We start from the raw sequence: 19,650 nt of genomic DNA on the forward strand, positions 1-19,650 counted from the left end.
CAGGGAATAGAACGGACGCATGCTCACCATCCGCCGCGAGGAACCCGACGACGCCGAGGCGGTCGCCCGGGTGCACATCCACGGCTGGCAGAGCGGCTACGCCGGAATCATGCCCGAGGAGGTCCTGCGGCGGCTCAACGTGTCGGCCTGGGCGCAGCGCCGCCGGGACCTCGGCACCGCCGACCCGGAGCACCCCTTCACCACGCTGCTCGCCGAGGCCGCCGGGACGCTCGCCGGATTCACCACGTTCGGCCCGTACCGGAACAACCAGGACCGCGACGACCTCGACCCGGCCCACGGGGAGGTGGTGGCCATCTACGTCGAGCCGGCGCACTGGGGTGACGGCACGGCGCGGGCGCTGCTGGCGGCGGCCCGTGCCGGACTGGTCGCGCGGGGCTGGTCCGACTACCGGCTCTGGGTGCTGGAGGGCAACCACCGGGCCCGCCGGTTCTACGAGCGGGCCGGGCTGTCACCGGACGGTGAGCGGTCGACCTACCCGGTCCCGCTGGCCGGCGGGCGCCCGCCGGTCGGGCTCGTCGAGCTGCGGTACGCCGGATCCCTCGGCGGCTGACCCGGCCGGCGCCACCCGAGGGCGGCCGACCCGGCCGGCGCCGCCCACCGGCGGATGGGCAGGAACGCCAGCAGCGCCAGGCTGATCCAGACGTAGGTGTTGCTGCCGAGGAAGCCGTCCACCCCGGTGAAGTCCTTCTCCCAGGCCCAGACGATCCGGCTGATCAGGAAGCCGTACCCGACGATCGCGGCGCCCAGCAGGACACGGCGCCGGCGGCTGCCGGTGGCCGCGGCCATCCCGTTGTCGACCAGCAGGATCAGGCCGGGCAGCAGCCAGACCAGGTGGTGCACCCAGGTGACCGGACTGACCAGGCACATCACGGCACCCGTCAGCGCCAGGCCGGTCGCCTCGTCGCCGGCGGCCACGGCGGCGCGGGACCGCCACGCCCACAGCAGCAGCGTGGCGACCACCAGCACCAGCCAGGCCAGGGTGCTCGGGTGTTCCGGGTTCAGCCGGGCGACCACCCCGCGCAGCGACTGGTTGGAGACGAACGCCAGCTCGCCCACCCGGCCGGTGTTCCACAGCGCCTCGGTCCAGAACTCCCGCGAGGCGTCGGGAAAGAGCGCCGCGGCCAGCAGGGTCACGCCGGCCGCGGTGGCCATCGAGGTGACCGCGGCCCGCCAGCGCCTGGTGACCAGCAGGTAGACGATGAAGATGCCCGGCGTCAGCTTGATCGCGGTGGCCAGGCCGATGCCCACGCCGGCCCACCGGTTGCCGCCCGGCAGCAGCCGGAGCAGGTCGATCGCGACCAGGAAGAGCAGCAGCATGTTGACCTGGCCGAAGTTGACCGTCTCGCGCATCGGCTCGTACGCGGCGGCCAGGCAGAGCGCCACGGCGAGGGCGAACCAGCGGGTCCAGCCGGACCGGCGGGAGATCGGGTCGACCAGCCACCAGAACAGCACGGCGCTGGCCACCACGCTGGCGGCCACACTGACCGCGATCGCCGCCGACCACGGCAGGTACGCCATCGGCAGCATGACCAGGGCGGCGAAGGGCGGATAGGTGAAGCCGTACTGGGTGCCGGGCTTGAGGAAGTCGTAGATCTCCCCGCCGTCGTGCAGCCACCAGGTCAGCGCGCCGTAGTAGACCTTGAGGTCGAAGAAGCCGTGCCGGACGGCCGCCACGGACAGGAAGGCCGTCACCGCGACGGCGAGCGCGACGACGCCGACGACCTGCCGGATCGTCCGTGGGGGACCCTGCGCCACCATCGCCTCCCTCGCCCTGCGTAGGCTTCCGTCCCATGGCTCTCGGGTACGTCCGCCCGGCGCGTCCGGAAGACGCCGGCGAGATCGCACGCATCCAACTCACGACCTGGCGGGTCGCCTATCGCCGGATCCTGCCCCGGCACGTGCTCGACAACCTGGACGAGGCGTGGCTCGCCCGACGGTGGAGCGCGGCCGTGCAGGAGCCGCCCTCCGGCGCCCATCGGGTGCTGGTCGCCGTCGAACAGGCCGAGCAATCCTATCTGGTGGGGTTCGCCGCCTCCGGGCCGGCCGACGCCGAGGCGCTGGCCCCCGACGAGCCGGCGGAGGCCCTCGGGCCGCACGTCGCCGCGGTGACCGACCTGCTGGTGGAGCCGCGCTGGGGCCGGCGGGGGCACGGCAGCCGGCTGCTCGCCGCGACCGTCGACCTGTGGCGCTCCGACGGCTTCACCCACGCGCTGGCCTGGGCCTTCGACGATGACGCGGCGACCCGGAAGTTCCTCACCAGCACAGGTTGGGAGCCCGACGGCGCGGCCCGCGCCCTGGACGTGGAGGACATGCTCGTCCCGCAGGTGCGCCTGCACGTGGCGGTGCCCACGGACGCCGACCCCGCCGACGGGACGCCCACCGAGGCGACGCTGCCGGACGCGCCGGCCCCCCGGCCGGCTCCCGAGGACTGAGGCCCCCCCCCCGCGGGCGGCTGCCCTCGGTCCGACAGTCGGCCGGAGCGGCCGGGCCGGAGGGCACGGCGACGGGTCGGCGCGGCACGGTCCACGCCCGGATCGCCGGACACCGTCGGAGGCATCGCCTACGGTGGGCCCCATGGCCACGGCGACCGGTGGGAGGGCACGGACATGTTCACGGACACGCGGGCGTGGAGCAGTTTCTCGGTGGACGACACCGGGCGGGCGGAACGGTTCTACGCCGACACCCTCGGCCTGCGGGTGTCGCGGGACGACGCCATGGGCGGCCTGCTGACGCTGCACGTGGCCGGAGGCCGGGACGTCATGGTCTACCCGAAGGCGGACCACACCCCCGCGGCCTACACGGTCCTCAACTTCCCCGTCGAGGACGTCGACCGCGCCGTCGACGAGCTGACCGCGCGCGGGGTCCGGTTCGAGCGCTACCCCGGGCTGCCGCAGGACGAGAAGGGTGTCATGCGCGGCAACGGACCGACGATCGCGTGGTTCGCCGACCCGGCCGGCAACATCCTGTCGGTGATCGAGGAGAGCTGACCCCTGCCGCCGCCCGGCCAGGTCAGGGGCGGGCCGGATCGGGGGCGGCCGGGCGCAGCTCGGCGACCAGTTCGTCGTCCTCCATCGCCCCGGTGGGAGCGAAGCCGAGGCTCGTGTAGAGGCGGGCGGCCGACGCGTTGTCGGGGTGGTAGGAGAGCCGGACGGGGTGGCCGCCGTCCTGGCCGCCCAGCCACGCGGCCAGGGTCCGCACCGCCGCCCGGCCGACGCCCCGGTCCTGCTCGGCCGCGTCGATCACCATGCCGCCGATCCAGCGGGACCCGTCGTCGTCGACACCCCACATGACGTGCCCGACCACGGTCTCGTCGGCGTACACGGCGAGCGAGGTCCACACGTCCGAGCGCATGCTCAGCAGCAGGTAGCGGGCAGCCAGCGCGGCCACCCACCCGCGCTGGTCGTCGCGCGGGGCGACGTCGGCCACCGTCCGCCAGTTGTCGTCGTCCACCGGGCGCAGCGTGACCCGGCGCCCGGCCCGGTCGGAGAGTGCGGAATCGATCATCCGGGCAGCCTAGGATCGGGCCGCCGGCTTTGCGACGGGTTTTGCCCGTCAGTCGAGCAGGGCGTCCAGGCCGACGGTCAGCCCGGGGCGGGTACGGACGGCGCGGACGGCCAGCAGCACGCCGGGCATGAACGAGACCCGGTCGTACGAGTCGTGCCGGATGGTCAGCGTCTCCCCCAGGGTGCCGAAGAGCACCTCCTGGTGGGCGACGAGGCCGGTGGCGCGCACGGCGTGCACGCGTACCCCGTCGATGTCGGCGCCCCGCGCGCCCGGGACCTCGTCCTTCGTCGCGTCGGGCACCGGGCCGAGCCCGGCCTCGGCGCGGGCGGCCGCGATCAGCCGCGCGGTGTGCGTGGCGGTGCCGCTGGGGGCGTCCAGCTTGCGGGGATGGTGCTGCTCGACGATCTCGACCGACTCGAAGTGCCGGGCGGCCCGGGCGGCGAACTGCATCATCAGCACCGCGCCGATGCCGAAGTTGGGGGCGATCACCACGCCCACCCCGGGCCTGTCGGCCAGCCAGCCGCGCACCTGCGCCAACCGCTGCCCGGTGAAGCCGGTGGTGCCGACCACCGCGCTGATGCCCTGGTCGACGCACCAGCGCAGATTGTCCATGACGACGTCGGGGGTGGTGAAGTCCACGACCACCTCGGCGTCGGACGCGGCGGCCAGGTCGTCACCCTGGTCGATCGCGGCCACCAGCGCCATGTCGGCGGCGGCCTCCACGGCCCGGCACACCTCAAGGCCCATCCGCCCCCGGGCGCCCAGCACCCCGACCCGGATCGGCTCGCCGGCGCTCTTCTCCTGATCGTCAGTCACGAGGCACAACCTATCTGAGGTGGGACGTGCGTAGCCCGGCGGACCGGCAAGGTGCCGGCACGCGGGTGGCGGCCCCGGACAGGCCGGCGCCGGTCAGCGGGTGACGGGCCGAGCGGGCGGGCCGGTCAGCGGGTGGCGAAGTCGCCTGCGCCGAACGGGCCGACCACGGCCAGCGACATCGGCCGGCTCAGCAGCTCGGCGGCCAGGACGTTGACGTCGGCCACGGTGACCGCGTCGACCCGGCCGAGCAGCTCGTCGACCGGCGTCAGGTCGCCGTAGAGCAGCTCGCCCTTGGCCAGCCGGCTCATCCGCGAGCCGGTGTCCTCCAGGCCCAGCACGAACGAGCCCTTGCTCATCCCCTTGCCCCGCGCCACCTCGGCCTCGGTCAGGCCGTCGGCCGCCACCCGGGCGAGTTCCGCCCGGGTCAGGTCCAGCACCTCGTCCACCTTGCCGGGGGCGCAGCCGGCGTAGACGGCGAAGAGGCCGCTGTCGGCGTACTGGCTGGCGTAGGAGTAGACCGAGTAGGCGAGGCCGCGCCGCTCGCGGATCTCCTGGAACAGCCGGCTCGACATGCCGCCGCCGAGGATGTTGTTGAGCACGCCCAGGGCGAACCGGCGCTCGTCGAGCCGGTCGATGCCGGGGCAGCCGAGGATGACGTGCGCCTGCTCGGTCTCCTTCGGTTCCACCAGGGTGGTGGCGGGCTTCGTGCGTACCGCCGGGGTGGCCGGCCGGTGTGCGGCCGGCGTCGCCGGGTCGGTGTCCAGCGGGCTGCCGCGCAGCGCCTGCCGGACCAGCCTAACCACCGCGGCGTGGTCCAGGTTGCCGGCGGCGGCGATGACGATCTGCGGGGCGGTGTAGCGGCGGCGGTAGAAGCTCTGGATCTGCCGCCGGGTCATCGGGGTGACGGTCTCCTCGGTGCCGGAGATCAGCCGGCCCAGCGGGTGGTCGCCGTAGACGGCCCGGGCGAAGAGGTCGTGCACCTCGTCGCCGGGCTCGTCGTCGTGCATGGCGATCTCTTCGAGGATGACGCCCCGTTCGGTCTCCACGTCGGCCGGTTCCAGCACCGAGTCGGCGACCAGGTCGCACATCACGTCGATGGCCAGCGGCAGGTCCTCGTCCAGCACGCGGGCGTAGTAGCAGGTGTATTCCTTGGTGGTGAAGGCGTTGGTCTCGCCGCCCACCGCCTCGATCCCCGAGGAGATGTCCAGCGCACTGCGCTTGTTGGTGCCCTTGAAGAGCAGGTGCTCCAGGAAGTGCGCCGCGCCGGCCTGCGGGCCGGTCTCGTCCCGGGAGCCGACCGCGACCCAGATGCCGAACGAGACGCTGCGCATGGCGGGGATCGCCTCGGTGATCACGCGCAGCCCGCTGGGCAGGACGGTACGGCGTACCGTCCCGCCCAGCGGGTCGTCACTGAGCGTGCGGGTCACGGCCCGGGAGGCGCCGGCGCGGGCCGCGCCGGTGCTTCGGAAGGAGACTCCCGGAGACGCCGCCACCCCCCGTCGATCCGGCGGAAACGGCGCGCGAAAGGCCCGACTCACGTGTTGCTCCAGATCGACGAGGGGTGGGTGGTGCGGATTACGGTGGGTCAGCTGCGCCGGGTGCGGCGACGCGGACGGTCGCCGCCCTCGCCACCCTCGCCGCCGCCCTCGCCCCGGTCGCCGCCGCGCTCACGGTCGCCGCGCTCGCGCGGGGCCCGGTCGCCCCGGTCCCGGCCGGCGGGGCGCTCGCCACCGGCGGCCTCGCCAGCGGCCGGCGCCTCGGCACCCTCCGGGCGGACCTTGTCCAGGTAGATCTTGCCGCGGGCGTCGATGTCCGCGATCTCGACCTCGACCCGGTCGCCGACGTTGAGGAAGTCCTCGACCTTCTCGACCCGCTTGCCGTCGCCCACCTTGGAGATGTGCAGCAGGCCGTCACGCCCCGGCAGCAGCGAGACGAAGGCGCCGAACGCGGCGGTCTTGACGACCGTGCCGAGGAACTTGTCGCCGACCTTCGGCAGCGTCGGGTTGGCGATCGCGTTGATCCGCTCCACCGCGGCCTGGGCCGACGGCCCGTTGGTCGCGCCGACGTAGATCGTGCCGTCGTCCTCGATGGAGATCTCGGCGCCGGTCTCGTCCTGGATGGCGTTGATGGTCTGCCCCTTCGGGCCGATCACCATGCCGATCTTGTCGACCGGGATCTTGACGGTGGTGACCCGCGGGGCGTGGTCCGACATCTCGGCCGGGCCCTCGATCGCCTCCCGCATCACGCCGAGGATGGTCTGCCGGGCCTCGTTGGCCTGCTGGAGCGCGGCGGCCAGCACGTCCGACGGGATGCCGTCGAGCTTGGTGTCGAGCTGGAGCGCGGTCACGAACTCCGGCGTGCCGGCGACCTTGAAGTCCATGTCACCGAACGCGTCCTCGGCGCCGAGGATGTCGGTCAGCGTCACGTACTCGGTCTTGCCGTCCACCTCGTCCGAGATGAGCCCCATGGCGATGCCGGCGACCGGCGCCTTCAGTGGCACACCGGCGGAGAGCAGGCCCAGCGTCGAGGCGCAGACCGAGCCCATCGAGGTGGAGCCGTTGGAGCCGAGCGCCTCGGAAACCTGCCGGATGGCGTACGGGAACTCCTCACGCGACGGCAGCACGGGGATCAGCGCCCGCTCGGCGAGCGCGCCGTGGCCGATCTCGCGCCGCTTCGGCGAGCCGACCCGGCCGGTCTCACCGGTCGAGTACGGCGGGAAGTTGTAGTTGTGCATGTAGCGCTTGCGGTTCTCCGGGGAGAGCGTGTCCACCATCTGCTCCATGCGCAGCATGTTCAGCGTGGTGACGCCCAGGATCTGGGTCTCGCCGCGCTCGAACAGCGCCGAACCGTGCACGCGCGGCAGCACGCCGACCTCGGCGCTCAGCGGACGGATGTCGCGCGGGCCGCGGCCGTCGATGCGGACCTGCTCGCGCAGCACGCGGTTGCGCACCTCGGACTTGGTCAGCGACCGGAAGGCGGCGCTGAGCTCCTTCTCCCGGCCCTCGAAGCGCGGGCCGACCTCCTCGGCGACCTTGGCCTTGATCCGGTCCAGGGCCTCCTCGCGGTCCGCCTTGCCGGCGATCTGGAGGGCCTCGGCGACCTCGGCGCGGGCCACGTCGGCCACCGCCTGGTAGGCGTCGTCCTGGTAGTCCAGGAACACCGGGAACTCGGCGACCGGCTTGGCGGCCACCTCGGCCAGCTCGCTCTGCGCGCGGCACAGCTCGCGGATCGCCGGCTTCGCGGCCTCCAGGCCGCTGGCCACGATCTCCTCGGTCGGCGCGGTCGCGCCGCCCGCGATCAGGGTCACGGCGTGCGGCGTCGCCTCGGCCTCGACCATCATGATCGCGACGTCGCCGTCCGGCAGCGCGCGGCCGGCCACGACCATGTCGAACGTGGCCCGGGACAGCTCCTCCAGGGTCGGGAAGGCGACCCACTGGCCCTCGACGTGCGCGACCCGGGTCGCGCCGATCGGGCCGGAGAACGGCAGGCCGGAGAGCTTGGTCGACATCGACGCGGCGTTGATCGCGACGACGTCGTACGGGTGCTGCGGGTCGAGCGCGAGGACGGTCTCGACGACCTGGACCTCGTTGCGCAGGCCCTTGACGAAGGACGGGCGCAGCGGCCGGTCGATCAGCCGGCAGGTGAGGATCGCGTCCTCGCTGGGGCGGCCCTCACGGCGGAAGAACGAGCCGGGGATGCGGCCCGCGGCGTACATCCGCTCCTCGACGTCGACGGTCAGCGGGAAGAAGTCGAACTGCTCCTTCGGCTGCTTGCCGGCGGTGGTGGCGGAGAGGACGACCGTCTCGCCGAGCTGGGCGACGACGGAGCCGGCGGCCTGGCGGGCCAGCCGGCCGGTGGAGAACGTGATCTCACGGGTGCCGAAGGACCCGTTGTCGATCACGGCGGTGCGGGATTCGGTGCCGAGGTTGGTCTCGGTCATGTGCTGTCTTGCTCCTTCGCATCGGGGGCCCACGACGCGGGAAGCTGCTCAGACGGCCGGTCTTCGATCGAAGCGCCCGGATGGTCGGCGAGGTGCCGGCGTGCCCGGGGGCCACTACCGGAGACCGGTACGCTGACCGGCTCCCCTTCTCGGGTGTCGCGCGGCCCGGTTTTCCTGTGGTGACCGAAGCGGGGGAGTGGCCCGGTGAAGGCCACTCCCCCGTCACGTCACCGGCGCAGACCGAGCCGCTCGATGAGCGACCGGTAGCGGTTGATGTCCTTCTTCTGGACGTAGTTGAGCAGCCGACGGCGACGGCCGACCAGCAGCAGCAGCCCACGGCGGCTGTGGTGGTCGTGCTTGTGCACCTTCAGGTGCTCGGTGAGCTCGGCGATCCGCTTGGTGAGGACCGCGACCTGCACCTCCGGCGAACCGGTGTCGCCCTCGGCGGTCGCGTACTCCGCGCGGATCTTGGCCTTGGCTTCCTGGTCGAGCGCCATTTTCTCCCTGTTTCGTGGGTTGTTCGATGATGTCCGTCGGATCGGTCAGTGGACCGGAAAACGGACCGGTACCTCGCACCCGCGGCGTCGTGCAGGCACGCGAGGCCCCACGTCGGTCAGCCGACGTCCCCGCCAGACTACCAGCACGGTCCGGCGGCGGCAGTCAAGGGCCGCATCGCGGTCAGCCGAGCACCCGCCTGGCCCGCTCGACGTCCTGCTCCATCTGCGCGATCAGCGGTTCGACCGAGTCGTAGCGGATCTGCCCGCGCAGGTGCGCCACGAAGTCCAGGGCCAGCCGTTCGCCGTAGAGGTCGCCGGTGAAGTCCAGCACGTACGCCTCGACCCGCCGCTCCCGGCCGGAGAAGGTCGGGTTGGTGCCCACCGACACCGCCGCCGCCAGCGGCTCGCCGTGCCCCCGGCGCACCAGCCGGGCGGCGTAGACGCCGTCGGCGGGCACCGCCGCGTACCGGTGGCAGAGCAGGTTGGCGGTGGGGAAGCCCAACTCGCGCCCGCGTTGGTCGCCGCGGACCACCACGCCCTCCACCCGGTGCGGGCGGCCGAGCGCGGCGGCGGCGGCCGTCACGTCCCCGGCGTCGACGCAGGAGCGGATGTACGTGGAGGAGAAGACGGTGCCCGCCGCCGCGACGAGCGGCGCCCCCTCCACGCCGAAGCCGAAGGTGCGCCCGAGCCGCTCCAGCAGCGCCACGTCGCCGGCGGCCCGGTGCCCGAAGCGGAAGTTGTCGCCCACCACGACCAGGGCGGCGTGCAGGTGCTCGACCAGGATGTCGTGCACGAACGCCTCGGCGGGCAGCCGGGAGAACTCGGGGGTGAACGGCACCACGCAGAGCACGTCCACGCCGAGGGCCTCGATCAGCTCGGCCTTGCGGGCGGTCTCGGTGAGCACCGCCGGGTGCGAGCCGGGGCGGACCACCTCGGCCGGGTGCGGGTCGAAGGTGACCACCACCGACTGCACGCCCAGCTCGCGGGCCCGGAACACGGCGTGCCCGATGGTCGCCTGGTGCCCCTTGTGCACGCCGTCGAAGACGCCGATGGTGACGACCGACCGCCCCCAGCCGCCGGGCGCCGCGTCGTACCCCCGCCACCGCTGCATTGCCGCTCCTCCCTGCTCCCCGGCGGCCGCCGCCGGCCGCCGGTCCCCGTGCCCCCGTCAGGCGGGGGCGAGCACGATCTCCGCGCGGGCCCGGCCGTCCCGCTCGCTGACGATAGCGATCAGCCCGCCGTCGGGGCCGAAGACCGCGTAGGGGCCGGCGATTCCGGCCGGGTCGAGCGGCCCGCCGTGGGAGAGCACCTTCGCCTCGTCGGCGCTCGCGTCGCGGCGGGGGAAGAACCTGTCGGCCGCCGCGGCGAGCGGCAGGTTGACCACCTCGGGGGCGCGCTCCTCCAGCTCGTCGAGGGTGGCGGCCTCCGCGAGGGCGAAGCCGCCGACGGCGGTACGGCGCAGCGCGGTCAGGTGCCCGCCCACCCCGAGCGCCAGGCCGGCGTCCCGGGCGATCGCCCGGATGTACGTCCCCGAGGAGCAGGTCACGTCGATGTCCACGTCGACGACGTCGGGCGCGTCGCGGCGCACCGCGAGCAGCTCCAGCCGGGACACGGTGACCCGGCGGGCGGGCAGCTCGACGCTCTCCCCCTCGCGTACCCGCTTGTACGCCCGCTGCCCGTCGATCTTGATGGCGCTGACGGCGCTCGGCACCTGGTCGATCTCGCCCGTCGACGCGGCCAGCGCCGCCCGGATCGCCTCGTCGGTGACCCGACCGGCCGGGGTGGTGGCGATCACGTCGCCCTCGGCGTCGTCGGTGACGGTGGCCTGGCCGAGCCGGACGGTGGCGGTGTAGCTCTTGCCGGCGCCGATCACGTAGGTGAGCAGGCGGGTGGCCCGACCGACCCCGATGACCAGCACCCCGGTCGCCATCGGGTCGAGGGTGCCGCCATGTCCCACCCGGCGGGTCCGCGCCAACCGGCGGATCCGCGCCACCACGTCGTGCGACGTCATGCCGCCGGGCTTGTCGACCACGATCAGACCGTCTGTGCTCACGACACCCAAGCCTGCCAGACCCGGCCGGACCGTCCGCCGCCGCCGTGCACCGGTCGGCGCCCCGCCGGTCACCGGGGCGCAGGCTCAGCGGACCGCGCCGACCACGGCCCAGCCCCCGGAGCGCACGCGCCACAGCAGGGCGACCAGCCGGAGCACCACGAAAAGCGTGAGGCCCGCCCAGATGCCGCCGAGCCCGAGTTCGAGCCCGTACGCCAGCCAGATCGCGGGCAGGAATCCGCCGAAGGCGGCGACGAGGGTGAGGTTGCGCAGGTAGCGGACGTCTCCGGCGCCGATCAGCACACCGTCGAGAGCGAACACGACGCCGGCCAGCGGCAGCATCGCCACGAACCACGGCCAGGCGAGCATGGCCTGGTCGCGTACCTCCGGATCGGAGCTGAAGAAGCCGGGGAGCACGCCGGCGCCGGCGGCGACGAGCACCGCGAACGCCACGCCGCAGGCGCCGCCGAGCAGCCCGACCCGGCGCGCGATGTTCCGGGCGGCGGCGGCGTCGCCGGCCCCGAGCGCGGCGCCGACCAGCGCCTGGGCGGCGATGGCGAGCGCGTCGAGCACCAGGGCGGTGAAGAACCACAGTTGCAGCGCGATCTGGTGCGCGCCCACTGCGGCGGCCCCGAAACGGGCGGCGACGGCGGTGGCGGAGAGGAAGCTGGCCTGGAACGCGGCGCCCCGGATCAGCAGGTCGCGGCTGAGCGCCAGCTGCTGCCCGATCAGCCTCGGCCGGGGCCGCAGCGGGATCCGCTCGGCGACCAGCGCCCCGACGAAGAGCGCCCCGCCGATGGTCTGGGCGACGACGTTGGCCACGGCGGAGCCGACCAAGCCCAGCCCGGCCGGGTAGACCAGCAGCGGGCAGAGCACGGCGGAGAGCACGTTCGGGCCGAGCACGAACAGCAGCGGGCGGCGGGTGTCCTGCACGCCGCGCAGCCAGCCGTTGCCGGCGGCGGCGAGCAGCAGGCCGGGGGCGCCGAGCGCCGCGACCCGCAGCCACTGCGCGGCGGCGTCGGCCACCTCGCCGGGGCCTCCGGCGAGGGTACGCGCCAGCGCCCCGCCGCCGATCTGCATGCCGACCGCGACCAGCACTCCCACGCCGAGGGCCAGCCAGGAGGACTGGACGCCCTCGGCGACGGCGGAGGCCCGGTCGCCCGCGCCGAACCGCCGGGCCGCCCGCCCCGTGGTGCCGTACGCGACCACGGTGCCGAGCCAGGCGATGAGCGTCAGCACCGTCCCGCCGACGGCCAGGGCGGCCAGCGGCACCCGGCCGAGGTGCCCCACGACCGCCGTGTCCACGAGCACGTAGACCGGCTCGGCGGCCAGCACCACCAGCGCGGGAAGGGCCAGCGTGGCGATCCGGCGGGGCGCGGCGGCCAGGGGGTCGGCGACGACGGAAGGACTCATCGCCGCTGATCCTGGCACTACCTGGTAAGGATTGCAAGGTGCTCCATCACTTACCAGGGCGCAGGTGGACGACAGTCACGGCACCGAGCAGGAGCACTCCCCCGACGAGCACCGGCGCGGGCAGCGACTCGCCCACGAGCCAGCCCGCGAGCAGCACGGCGGTGAGCGGCTCCGCCAGGGTGGCCAGCGCCGCGGCGCTGCCGGTGATGCTGCGCAGCCCGGCGTAGAACAGGGCGTACGCCACCGCCGTGGTGACCACCCCGAGGTGGAGCAGCAGGCCGACCGGCGCGAGCCGGGCCGGGACGCCGATCCCCTCGGCCAGCGCGATCGGGGCCAGCGCCAACGCGCCGACCGCCGCCGACACGGTGGTGAGCGTCATCGGCGCGACGCGCTGCGCGGCGTGCCGACTCAGCACCGTGCTGGCGGCGTAGCCCACCCCCGAGCCGAACGCCGCGAGCAGCCCGAGCAGCGGGCGGGGTGCGGTCGTGCCCGGCTCCCCGACCGACACCGTGATCAGCACTAGGCCGATGACGCCGGCCACCAGGGCGCCCAGCATGGTCCGCCCGGGCAGCCGCCGCGCGCGTAGCGACTCCCAGCCGAAGATGAGGACGGGGGCGAGCCCCAGGCTGACCACGGTGGCCACCCCGACGCCGCCTGCCGCGACGGCGAGGAAGTACAGCGCCTGATAGCCCCCGAGGCCGATCCCGACGCCGACGAGGGCGACCGGTTCCGACCGCAGCGCCACGAGCACCGGCCGCAGGCGGTGCGCGAGCACAGCGACCAGCACCAGCGCGCCGATGGCGAGGCGGTAGCACCCGATGGCCGTCGGGGTGAGCGTGGTGGACTCGCGGACGAGCTGCACGGCGACACCGGTGGTGCCCCACAGCACGGCGGCGCCGGTGACGTACAGCAGCCCTCGGCGTACGCCACCGGCCGGGTCACGGCGCGGGCGGAGGATGGACGGGGACGTTGACGAGGTGGAGACAGAAGTTCGGGACACAGGTGCGCTCCAGGGCGGATCGAGACGCTGACAGGGATCGACGTCTGTCGGAGCGCACGCACGACGAACATGAGGCGGGCGTTTCCACCCGGGTTCTGCGGGGCCGCCGGTCAGGCGGGCCACCGTGCGGGAGACCGGCGGCAGCCCCGCGGGGACGCGGCCGGTGGCGTGGCGCTCCGGTCAGGAACGCGGCGGGGGCAGCACGCCCAGGTACGACCTCATGCCCGGACGGTAGCGCAGGGTCGCCCCGACGCGCGCCCCGGCACTCCCGGCGCCCATCGGCTGGAACGGCCCGCTACTCGCCGAAGTACTCCGCCATCAGGCGGTCGACCCACTCCGGTTGCCGGACGACTCCCGGGAGGAACTGGCGCAGCACGGGCTTGACGTCGAGGACCGGGGTGCCGTCGACCGCGTCCAGCCCGCGTACCCGCAGCTCCCGACCCCGCACCGAGACCACCTCGCAGACGGTGCAGCCGATCCGGTTGGGCCGCCGCGGCCCGCGGTCGGCGAACACCCCGACCTCGGGCAGGTCGGCCCGGCCGCGGGGCCGCAACAGCGGCCGGTAGTCCTCCCGTTCGGCGAGGCGGTCGAAGAAGAAGAGCACCTCCACGTGGGAGAAGTCGGCGAGCCCGGTGAGGCAGCCCTCCCCGAAGCGCGGCTCGACCAGGATGCTGCTCACCACGTCGCCCCAGTGGTCCGAGTCTCCCGGATCCCGCCGCGGGCTGTGGACCCGCCCGACCGGGGTCATCGTGATCGCCCCGGTCGCGGGGCGCTCGTCGGTGTCGCTCATGTCGGTCATCGGGTCCTTCCGGTCCGGTTCGGGGTTGCGCGGGGTCGGGCGCGGGTTCGGGGTCGGGCGCGGGTTCGGGGGTCGGGCGCGGGTTCGGGTTCGGGGTCGGGCGCGGGTTCGGGTTCGGGGTCGGGCGCGGGCGAGGGGTGCCACGGGCGTTGCCGCCCCCTCGCCCGCGCCGGATCATCGGGTGCGGAGCAGGCGCACCGACAGCGGCGCGAAGACCGCCGTCAGGGCGGCGCAGGCGACGAGGATCCACCCGATCTGGCGGCCGGGCAGGGCCCCCGCCATGAGTTCCCGGGCGGCGGTCAACCGCGGCGGCCACGCCGACGACGCCACCGCCCGGCCGGAAGCCGAGCGCGAGCCCGAGCCCCACGACCACCGCCGAGGCGAGCAGGTAGCGCACCACGTCACCGAGGAGTGCCCCGACGAGCGGGGCGACGGGCCGGATCGAGTGCCCGCGTCGGGGCGCAGCAGCGTGGCCAGCATGTGGATGGCGGTCGTCTTGCCGGCGCCGTTGGGCCCGAGGAACCCGTACACCGAGCCGACCGGGACGCTCAGGTCGATGCCGCCGACCGCCCGCGTCGCGCCGAACGTCTTCACCGGGCCCGATGCTTCGACGGCCAGGTGGCGGGAGGCTGTCATCGGGCCCAGATGTCCTCGACGACCAGGTCGCCCTGCTCCGCGGTGACGTCGCGGGCGACGGCGAACGCCGCGGCGGCCTCCGGCAGGCGCGGGGCGCCTTCGAGCGCCGCGTTCAGGGTCTCGGGCGAGTCCCACCGCCACGTGTCCACCCAGGTCCGCTCGTCAATGCGGACCAGTTGGGTCTCGGTCGGGCCGGCGAACGCCGCCCGGACGGCTTCGAGGAGCTTCGCGCGCCGCTCCAGCACGGTGTCGGCCTCGGCCGCGTCGGCGGTGAACCGGGTGGTCCGGATGAGAGTCATGTCCTGCACCAATCTCTAGAGTTTGTTTTTAAAGTTCGAATCTAGTGTTACAGTAAGGCCATGCAACTGGTCAAGAGCACCGGCAAGAAGGGCGAGCGGTCGCGGCAGACCCGACGGCGGATCCTCCAGGCGGCCTACGAGCTGTTCGTCGACCAGGGCTACGGGGCCACGACGCTGCAGGGCGTGGCCGAACGCGCCGGCGTCGCCGTGCAGACCATCTACTTCGCCTTCGGCAACAAGCCCTCGCTGCTCAAGGAACTGGTCGACGTCACCATCGCGGGCGACGACGAGCCGATCCCCACGTTGCAGCGGGCCTGGTTCCTCGACGCCGTCGCGGCCGGCACCGCCGAGGAGCAGCTACGGGCGCACGTACGGGGCACGTGCGAGGTGCTGGGCCGGGTGGCACCGATCATGGCCGTCCTGCGCGCCGCGGGGGCACAGGACGCGAGCCTGGCCGACATGTGGCAACAGGACAGCGACCCCCGTCTCGAGGTGCAGACGGCTGCCGCCCGCAGCCTCCTGGCCAAGCCCGGCGCCCGGGCGCAGCTCTCCGTCGACCACGCCGCCGACATCCTCTTCGGGCTGCTGAGCCCCGAGCTGTATCTCCTCTTCGTCCGCGACCGGGGGTGGACACCGGAACGCTGGCAGCAGTGGGCCTACGACACGCTGCGCGCACAGCTCTGCGACTGACCGGCGAGGGGTGACGCCTGCGCCACCGTCTCCCGCCGTGGACACCGAGGAGTGGCTGGCGGACACGCGCGTCTCCTACGACACGGTCGCCGAGAGCTACGCGGCCCAGGTGCGCGACTTCCTGGACGACGCACCGTACGAGCGGACGGCCCTCACGCTGTTCGCCCACCTGGTGCGGGCCGCCGGTGCAGGACCGGTCGCCGACGTGGGGTGCGGGCCGGGACACATCACCGCCCACCTGCACCGGCACGGGGTCGAGGCGTTCGGCGTCGACCTCTCCCCCGCGATGATCGACGTGGCCCGGCGTGACCACCCGGGCCTACGGTTCGCGGTGGGCTCCATGACCGCCCTCGGCCTCGCCGACGCGTCGCTGGCCGGCCTGGTCGCCTGGTACTCGGTGATCCACGTACCGGACGACGACATCGGCGTGGTCTTCGCGCAGTTCCGGCGGGTGCTGCGGCCCGGCGGCCCGCTACTGCTGGGCTTCCACGTCGGCGGCGGCTCCCGGCTGAAGACTGAGGGCTACGGCGGCCACCCCATGCGGGTCCACGTCCACCGCCGCCGGCCGGCCCGCGTCACGGCATGGCTGGCGGAAGCCGGCTTCACGGTCGAGGCGACGCTGACCGCCGCCCTCCCTCGCCCTCCCCGCGCTCCCCCGCCCTCCGCTCGGCGATCTTGCACTTTCGGCCCTCGAATTGAGGCGATATGCGGCAATCGCCAGGGCACAAAGTGCAAGATCGCCGAGCGGAGGGCGGGGCAGGGCAGGGCAGGGCAGGGCAGGGCGGGGCGGGGCGGGGCAGGGCGGCAGCAGGGGTTCAGCGGGGGTTACTGGCGGGTGTCCATGGAGGTTTGCAGGGCGCGGCGCATCTGCTCGCGGGCCTCGTCGGTGGTCTGCGGCTTGGGCTTGCTCGGCATGGTGGTCCCCTTCCAGGGCGTGGGTCGCCGACTGATCGGCGGCCCTCACGGGCGGTCGTGCTTAGCGCCCGACAGCGGTCCGGGGTCGCCGGAGCGGCTGGTTGGGCAGCGTGAGCCCGGGTCGGTCCGACCCTGGAGGGAGGTGCTGCCGGGTGTGGCCCCACCGCCCACGGCCAACGCCGCCACACGACGCCGGCCGATTCCCAAGCTATCGTTAAGTTCCACATTCTGCCCACGGTTCCCGCGATTTGGACTCACGTTCCACCCGGGCGCGGGCGGGTGATCAGCAGGTTGTAGGGGCAGCGGTCAGCGGGCGAGGAAGTGCCAGCCCAGCCACCACCAGAAGCCGAAGAGGCCGATCCGGCCGACCGGCACCGAGCCCACCTCGTAGCGCATCACGTACGCGCAGACCTCGCCGAGCGTGGGAACGCGCGAGCCCTCCCGCCGGGCGAGCCACTCCACCACGGCGAAGAGCACCAGCGAGGCGAGAAAGCCACCGATGGCCAGCATCCGCATCATCGCCGCACCAGCCCCCAGAACGCCGACAGCCAGGCCAGCCAGGCCGCCGAGCGGACCAGCTGGTCCTCCAGCAACGGATCGGCCAGCCGGGAGAAGGTCGGGAAGTCGTCCCCCGCCGCCATCACGAACGTGGTCCCCTCGAACACCCCGAAGACCACCACCGGCAGGGCCCACCAGGCCGCCGGGGAGCCCAGCCGGCGCGGCGCGGGCCGCCGGGGAACCCGGTTGCTCAGGCCCAGCCAGATCAGCACCCCGCCGGTGCCGAGGGTCCAGAGGTTGGCCTCCGTCGAGAACGACGGGAACCGGCCGCCGACCAGCGAGAGGCAGACGAGAACCGGCACGGTGACGGCGGGACGGTCCCAGGCGCGGGGCGCCTCGACGGTGAGGTCGTGGGGCTGCTCCATCCCGCGATTCTCCCCGCACTCGGCGGAGCCGGAAAGACGGACACTCCCCGAACTCACCCTGATCTTCGCTTTCCGGCGCGCTCCGGTCAGCGCCCTCCGGGGCCGGTCAACGCGCCGTCGAGCTCCGCGCGGATCCGGTCGACGACCTCGTCGACGGTCCCGGACCCGGTGAAGCCGGCGGCGAAGCGGTGCCCGCCACCGCCCAACGCGACCGCCACCCGGCTGACGTCCACCGCGCCCTTGCTGCGCATCGACACCGCCCAGTCGCCGGTCGTCGTCTGTTTGACCACGCAGCTCACGTCGGCCTCGGCGGTGCACCGGACCGAGTCGATCAGCGCCTCCAGCACGTACGGCCGCTGGTCGTGCCGAGCCAGGTCGTCCTGGGTGGCGTACGTCCACACCAGACCGTGCCCGGCGGCCGCCGCGGGCTCCAGACGGGCCCGGCCGAGCACCTCGCCGAAGAGGCGGACGGCGCCGAACGGCCGGGTGTCGAAGATCCGGCGGGAGATGTCGCCGGGTCGGATACCGGTGGCGAGCAGGCGGGCCGCCAGCTGGTGCACCGCCGGGGTGGTCGCCTCGAACCGGAACGAGCCGGTGTCGGTGCTCAGGGCGACGTAGAGGCACTCCGCGATCCCGGCGTCCAGTGGGACGCCGAGCCGGGTGAGCAGGCCCTCGGCGACCACCGAGGTGGCCGCCGCGTGCGGGTCGACCAGGTTGATCCGGCCGAACCGGGTGTTCGACGCGTGGTGGTCGAGCACCAGCGCCGCGCCCGCCGTCTCCAGCCGGTCGGCCAGCTCACCGAGCCGGGACTCGCCGGCCGCGTCGAAACAGATGACCAGGTCCGGATCCGGGTACGCCTCGGTCGCCGGGACCAGCAGGTCCAGCCCGGGCAGCCCCAGGAACGGCACGGGCACCTCCGGCGGGCCGGGGAAGGTCGCCTGGATCCGCCGTACGCCCAACCGCCGCAGCCCGAGCCCGAAGCCGAGCATGCTGCCCAGCGCGTCACCGTCCGGGTTGACGTGGCAGATCAGCAGCACCCGCCCGTCCGGCGGCAGACCCTGGACCGCCGCGACACCGGCGGCCCAGTCCGCCTCGGTCGGGCCGGCCCCGGCCGGCGGCGTCGCCTCGGCGAGGGCGCCACCGGCCGAGCCGCCGGACGGCTCGGTCACCGTTGGTCCCCGCCCCGGGGCGGGGACGCGTCCTCGTCGTCGGCGTCGGGCGCCTCGTCGTCGGTCTCCTCGTCCACCCGGTACGGCTGGGCGTCGCCCGCGTACTCGGCCCGGGCCGCGAGCCGCTGCACCTCGGCGTCGGCGGTGCGGGCCTGGGCGAGCAGGTCGTCGATGTGCTTGACCTGGTCCTGCACGTCGTCCAGGACGAAGGTCAGCGTCGGGGAGTGCCGCAGCCCGAGCGCCTTGCCGACGGTGCTGCGCAGCATGCCCTTGGCGCTCTCCAGCGCCGCCGCCGTGCCGGACTGGGCCGCCGCGTCGCCGAGCACCGTGTAGAAGACGGTCGCGTCGCGCAGGTCGGCGGTGATCCGGGCGTCGGTGATGGTGATCATGCCGAGCCGGGGATCCTTGATCTGGCTGCGCACCACCGACGCGACCAGCTCACGCACCCGCTCCGCGTGCCGGCGTACCTTGGCCGGATCCGACATCTCGCCACCTCCACGGCGTCCCGCTCCCGGCCGTCACCGGCGACGCGAAGCGCCCCCCGGAGCCGACCGGCCAACAACTCGAACACTACCCGCGCGGCCACCCGCGCCGCGCGGCGCCGGCTCCGTGCCGACCCCCGGCGGATCTCCGCCGACGGGGTCAGTCGTCCTCGCCGTGCAGCCGCCGGCGGACCGAGAGCAGCTCGGTCTCCGGCCGGCCGGCCACCAGGCGCTCGCAGGAGTCCAGCACCTCCTGGACGTGCGACGCCTCGGCGGCCACCACGGCCACGGCGATCTCCGCCCGACCGTGCAGGTCGAGCGCCCCCACCTCGGCGGCCGAGACCTCGAAGCGGCGCAGCGCCGCCACGATCGGCCGTACATATGATCTCTTGGCCTTGAGCGACCGTGAGTCGCCCGGCAGCAGCAGGTCGAAGACCGCGGTTCCGGTGAACATCGCCCCGGACGATACCCGGCCCACCCCCCACATGATCAAGGG

The 19,650-nt window shown here is 73.9% G+C and carries 21 protein-coding genes and 2 pseudogenes; 5 read left to right on the top strand and 18 right to left on the bottom strand.

Annotated elements, in window-relative coordinates; genetic code table 11:
- Positions 1 to 19: 19 nt before the first annotated feature.
- Positions 20 to 571 (top strand): GNAT family N-acetyltransferase, encoded by a 552-nt coding sequence (locus ABZ809_RS26590; protein WP_357565327.1) that lies wholly within the window; start codon positions 20 to 22, stop codon positions 569 to 571.
- Here ABZ809_RS26590 and ABZ809_RS26595 read toward each other — a convergent pair.
- On the bottom strand, positions 493 to 1,776 hold the full coding sequence (locus tag ABZ809_RS26595; RefSeq protein ID WP_357565328.1) for a glycosyltransferase 87 family protein: 1,284 nt from the start codon (positions 1,774 to 1,776) through the stop codon (positions 493 to 495). The genes ABZ809_RS26590 and ABZ809_RS26595 overlap by 79 nt on opposite strands.
- Positions 1,777 to 1,811: 35 nt before the next feature.
- On the opposite strand from ABZ809_RS26595, the gene ABZ809_RS26600 reads away from it, so the two are divergent.
- Complete coding sequence (locus ABZ809_RS26600; RefSeq protein WP_357565329.1) at positions 1,812 to 2,453, top strand: GNAT family N-acetyltransferase; 642 nt, start codon at positions 1,812 to 1,814, stop codon at positions 2,451 to 2,453.
- A gap of 174 nt (positions 2,454 to 2,627) precedes the next feature.
- The gene (locus ABZ809_RS26605; protein ID WP_357565330.1) at positions 2,628 to 3,008 is read left to right on the top strand and encodes a VOC family protein; all 381 of its coding nucleotides are present in this window, start codon (positions 2,628 to 2,630) and stop codon (positions 3,006 to 3,008) included.
- A 22-nt stretch (positions 3,009 to 3,030) separates the two neighbouring features.
- Here the strand turns inward: ABZ809_RS26605 and ABZ809_RS26610 are convergent, their stop codons facing one another.
- The 12 genes and pseudogenes from ABZ809_RS26610 to ABZ809_RS26665 all read right to left on the bottom strand — a co-directional run bounded on the left by ABZ809_RS26610 (position 3,031) and on the right by ABZ809_RS26665 (position 14,975).
- Positions 3,031 to 3,525 carry a GNAT family N-acetyltransferase gene (locus ABZ809_RS26610; RefSeq protein WP_357565331.1) on the bottom strand — a complete coding sequence of 165 codons (495 nt, stop codon included), beginning with the start codon at positions 3,523 to 3,525 and terminating at the stop codon, positions 3,031 to 3,033.
- A gap of 48 nt (positions 3,526 to 3,573) precedes the next feature.
- The gene (gene dapB, locus ABZ809_RS26615; RefSeq protein WP_357565332.1) at positions 3,574 to 4,341 is read right to left on the bottom strand and encodes a 4-hydroxy-tetrahydrodipicolinate reductase; all 768 of its coding nucleotides are present in this window, start codon (positions 4,339 to 4,341) and stop codon (positions 3,574 to 3,576) included.
- Positions 4,342 to 4,466: 125 nt separating this feature from the next.
- Entirely contained in the window at positions 4,467 to 5,879 is a 1,413-nt protein-coding gene (locus ABZ809_RS26620) for a pitrilysin family protein (RefSeq protein WP_357565333.1), read from the bottom strand.
- 47 nt (positions 5,880 to 5,926) lie between these two features.
- Complete coding sequence (locus tag ABZ809_RS26625) at positions 5,927 to 8,281, bottom strand: polyribonucleotide nucleotidyltransferase (protein ID WP_357565334.1); 2,355 nt, start codon at positions 8,279 to 8,281, stop codon at positions 5,927 to 5,929.
- A gap of 227 nt (positions 8,282 to 8,508) precedes the next feature.
- Positions 8,509 to 8,778, bottom strand: a complete 270-nt coding sequence (gene rpsO / locus ABZ809_RS26630; protein ID WP_043962418.1) for a 30S ribosomal protein S15 — start codon at positions 8,776 to 8,778, stop codon at positions 8,509 to 8,511.
- A 181-nt stretch (positions 8,779 to 8,959) separates the two neighbouring features.
- Entirely contained in the window at positions 8,960 to 9,889 is a 930-nt protein-coding gene (locus ABZ809_RS26635) for a bifunctional riboflavin kinase/FAD synthetase (protein WP_357565335.1), read from the bottom strand.
- A gap of 57 nt (positions 9,890 to 9,946) precedes the next feature.
- Positions 9,947 to 10,831, bottom strand: a complete 885-nt coding sequence (truB, locus tag ABZ809_RS26640) for a tRNA pseudouridine(55) synthase TruB (protein ID WP_357565336.1) — start codon at positions 10,829 to 10,831, stop codon at positions 9,947 to 9,949.
- Between the two features lie 84 nt (positions 10,832 to 10,915).
- Positions 10,916 to 12,241 (bottom strand): MATE family efflux transporter, encoded by a 1,326-nt coding sequence (locus ABZ809_RS26645; protein ID WP_357565337.1) that lies wholly within the window; start codon positions 12,239 to 12,241, stop codon positions 10,916 to 10,918.
- A gap of 46 nt (positions 12,242 to 12,287) precedes the next feature.
- Complete coding sequence (locus tag ABZ809_RS26650; RefSeq protein ID WP_357565338.1) at positions 12,288 to 13,241, bottom strand: EamA family transporter; 954 nt, start codon at positions 13,239 to 13,241, stop codon at positions 12,288 to 12,290.
- 295 nt (positions 13,242 to 13,536) lie between these two features.
- Positions 13,537 to 14,040, bottom strand: a complete 504-nt coding sequence (locus ABZ809_RS26655) for an SAM-dependent methyltransferase (protein ID WP_357565339.1) — start codon at positions 14,038 to 14,040, stop codon at positions 13,537 to 13,539.
- A 447-nt stretch (positions 14,041 to 14,487) separates the two neighbouring features.
- Positions 14,488 to 14,676, bottom strand: a pseudogene (locus tag ABZ809_RS26660) (ATP-binding cassette domain-containing protein); the annotation flags it as partial.
- The gene (locus ABZ809_RS26665) at positions 14,673 to 14,975 is read right to left on the bottom strand and encodes a hypothetical protein (RefSeq protein ID WP_357565340.1); all 303 of its coding nucleotides are present in this window, start codon (positions 14,973 to 14,975) and stop codon (positions 14,673 to 14,675) included. The pseudogene ABZ809_RS26660 and the gene ABZ809_RS26665, both read right to left, overlap by 4 nt.
- Before the next feature lie 60 nt (positions 14,976 to 15,035).
- Here ABZ809_RS26665 and ABZ809_RS26670 point away from each other — a divergent pair, with 60 nt between their 5' ends.
- Both ABZ809_RS26670 and ABZ809_RS26675 read left to right on the top strand, forming a co-directional pair.
- Positions 15,036 to 15,665 carry a TetR/AcrR family transcriptional regulator gene (locus ABZ809_RS26670; protein ID WP_357565341.1) on the top strand — a complete coding sequence of 210 codons (630 nt, stop codon included), beginning with the start codon at positions 15,036 to 15,038 and terminating at the stop codon, positions 15,663 to 15,665.
- Between the two features lie 37 nt (positions 15,666 to 15,702).
- Positions 15,703 to 16,287 (top strand): annotated as a pseudogene (locus ABZ809_RS26675) (methyltransferase domain-containing protein); the annotation flags it as partial.
- Positions 16,288 to 16,886: 599 nt separating this feature from the next.
- Here ABZ809_RS26675 and ABZ809_RS26680 read toward each other — a convergent pair.
- The 5 genes from ABZ809_RS26680 to ABZ809_RS26700 form a co-directional block, all read right to left on the bottom strand.
- Entirely contained in the window at positions 16,887 to 17,096 is a 210-nt protein-coding gene (locus ABZ809_RS26680) for a DUF6186 family protein (protein WP_357565375.1), read from the bottom strand.
- On the bottom strand, positions 17,096 to 17,503 hold the full coding sequence (locus ABZ809_RS26685) for a hypothetical protein (protein WP_357565342.1): 408 nt from the start codon (positions 17,501 to 17,503) through the stop codon (positions 17,096 to 17,098). The genes ABZ809_RS26680 and ABZ809_RS26685 overlap by 1 nt, the downstream gene beginning before the upstream one ends.
- A gap of 86 nt (positions 17,504 to 17,589) precedes the next feature.
- A complete protein-coding gene (locus tag ABZ809_RS26690; RefSeq protein ID WP_357565343.1) occupies positions 17,590 to 18,672 on the bottom strand; it encodes a bifunctional oligoribonuclease/PAP phosphatase NrnA in 1,083 nt (360 codons plus the stop codon).
- Positions 18,669 to 19,157: a 30S ribosome-binding factor RbfA gene (gene rbfA / locus ABZ809_RS26695; RefSeq protein ID WP_357565344.1), complete on the bottom strand. Its 489-nt coding sequence runs from the start codon at positions 19,155 to 19,157 to the stop codon at positions 18,669 to 18,671. Before rbfA ends, ABZ809_RS26690 begins: the two co-directional genes overlap by 4 nt.
- A 157-nt stretch (positions 19,158 to 19,314) precedes the next feature.
- Positions 19,315 to 19,608: a DUF503 domain-containing protein gene (locus tag ABZ809_RS26700; protein ID WP_357565345.1), complete on the bottom strand. Its 294-nt coding sequence runs from the start codon at positions 19,606 to 19,608 to the stop codon at positions 19,315 to 19,317.
- Between the last annotated feature and the right edge of the window lie 42 nt (positions 19,609 to 19,650).

It is taken from the genome of Micromonospora sp. NPDC047074, from assembly GCF_040643815.1.
Classification (GTDB): Bacteria; Actinomycetota; Actinomycetes; order Mycobacteriales; family Micromonosporaceae; genus Micromonospora.

Bases quoted from the DNA above. Each gene is read 5' to 3' on its own strand.
- ABZ809_RS26590 (WP_357565327.1), top strand. From the start codon at position 20: ATGCTCACCATCCGCCGCGAGGAACCCGACGACGCCGAGGCGGTCGCC.
- ABZ809_RS26635 (WP_357565335.1), bottom strand. From the start codon at position 9,889: ATGCAGCGGTGGCGGGGGTACGACGCGGCGCCCGGCGGCTGGGGGCGG.
- rbfA (WP_357565344.1), bottom strand. From the start codon at position 19,157: ATGTCGGATCCGGCCAAGGTACGCCGGCACGCGGAGCGGGTGCGTGAG.
- ABZ809_RS26625 (WP_357565334.1), bottom strand. From the start codon at position 8,281: ATGACCGAGACCAACCTCGGCACCGAATCCCGCACCGCCGTGATCGAC.
- ABZ809_RS26680 (WP_357565375.1), bottom strand. From the start codon at position 17,096: ATGCGGATGCTGGCCATCGGTGGCTTTCTCGCCTCGCTGGTGCTCTTC.
- ABZ809_RS26700 (WP_357565345.1), bottom strand. From the start codon at position 19,608: ATGTTCACCGGAACCGCGGTCTTCGACCTGCTGCTGCCGGGCGACTCA.
- ABZ809_RS26665 (WP_357565340.1), bottom strand. From the start codon at position 14,975: ATGACTCTCATCCGGACCACCCGGTTCACCGCCGACGCGGCCGAGGCC.
- ABZ809_RS26610 (WP_357565331.1), bottom strand. From the start codon at position 3,525: ATGATCGATTCCGCACTCTCCGACCGGGCCGGGCGCCGGGTCACGCTG.
- ABZ809_RS26605 (WP_357565330.1), top strand. From the start codon at position 2,628: ATGTTCACGGACACGCGGGCGTGGAGCAGTTTCTCGGTGGACGACACC.
- ABZ809_RS26645 (WP_357565337.1), bottom strand. From the start codon at position 12,241: ATGAGTCCTTCCGTCGTCGCCGACCCCCTGGCCGCCGCGCCCCGCCGG.
- ABZ809_RS26600 (WP_357565329.1), top strand. From the start codon at position 1,812: ATGGCTCTCGGGTACGTCCGCCCGGCGCGTCCGGAAGACGCCGGCGAG.
- ABZ809_RS26655 (WP_357565339.1), bottom strand. From the start codon at position 14,040: ATGACCGACATGAGCGACACCGACGAGCGCCCCGCGACCGGGGCGATC.
- ABZ809_RS26670 (WP_357565341.1), top strand. From the start codon at position 15,036: ATGCAACTGGTCAAGAGCACCGGCAAGAAGGGCGAGCGGTCGCGGCAG.
- rpsO (WP_043962418.1), bottom strand. From the start codon at position 8,778: ATGGCGCTCGACCAGGAAGCCAAGGCCAAGATCCGCGCGGAGTACGCG.
- ABZ809_RS26685 (WP_357565342.1), bottom strand. From the start codon at position 17,503: ATGGAGCAGCCCCACGACCTCACCGTCGAGGCGCCCCGCGCCTGGGAC.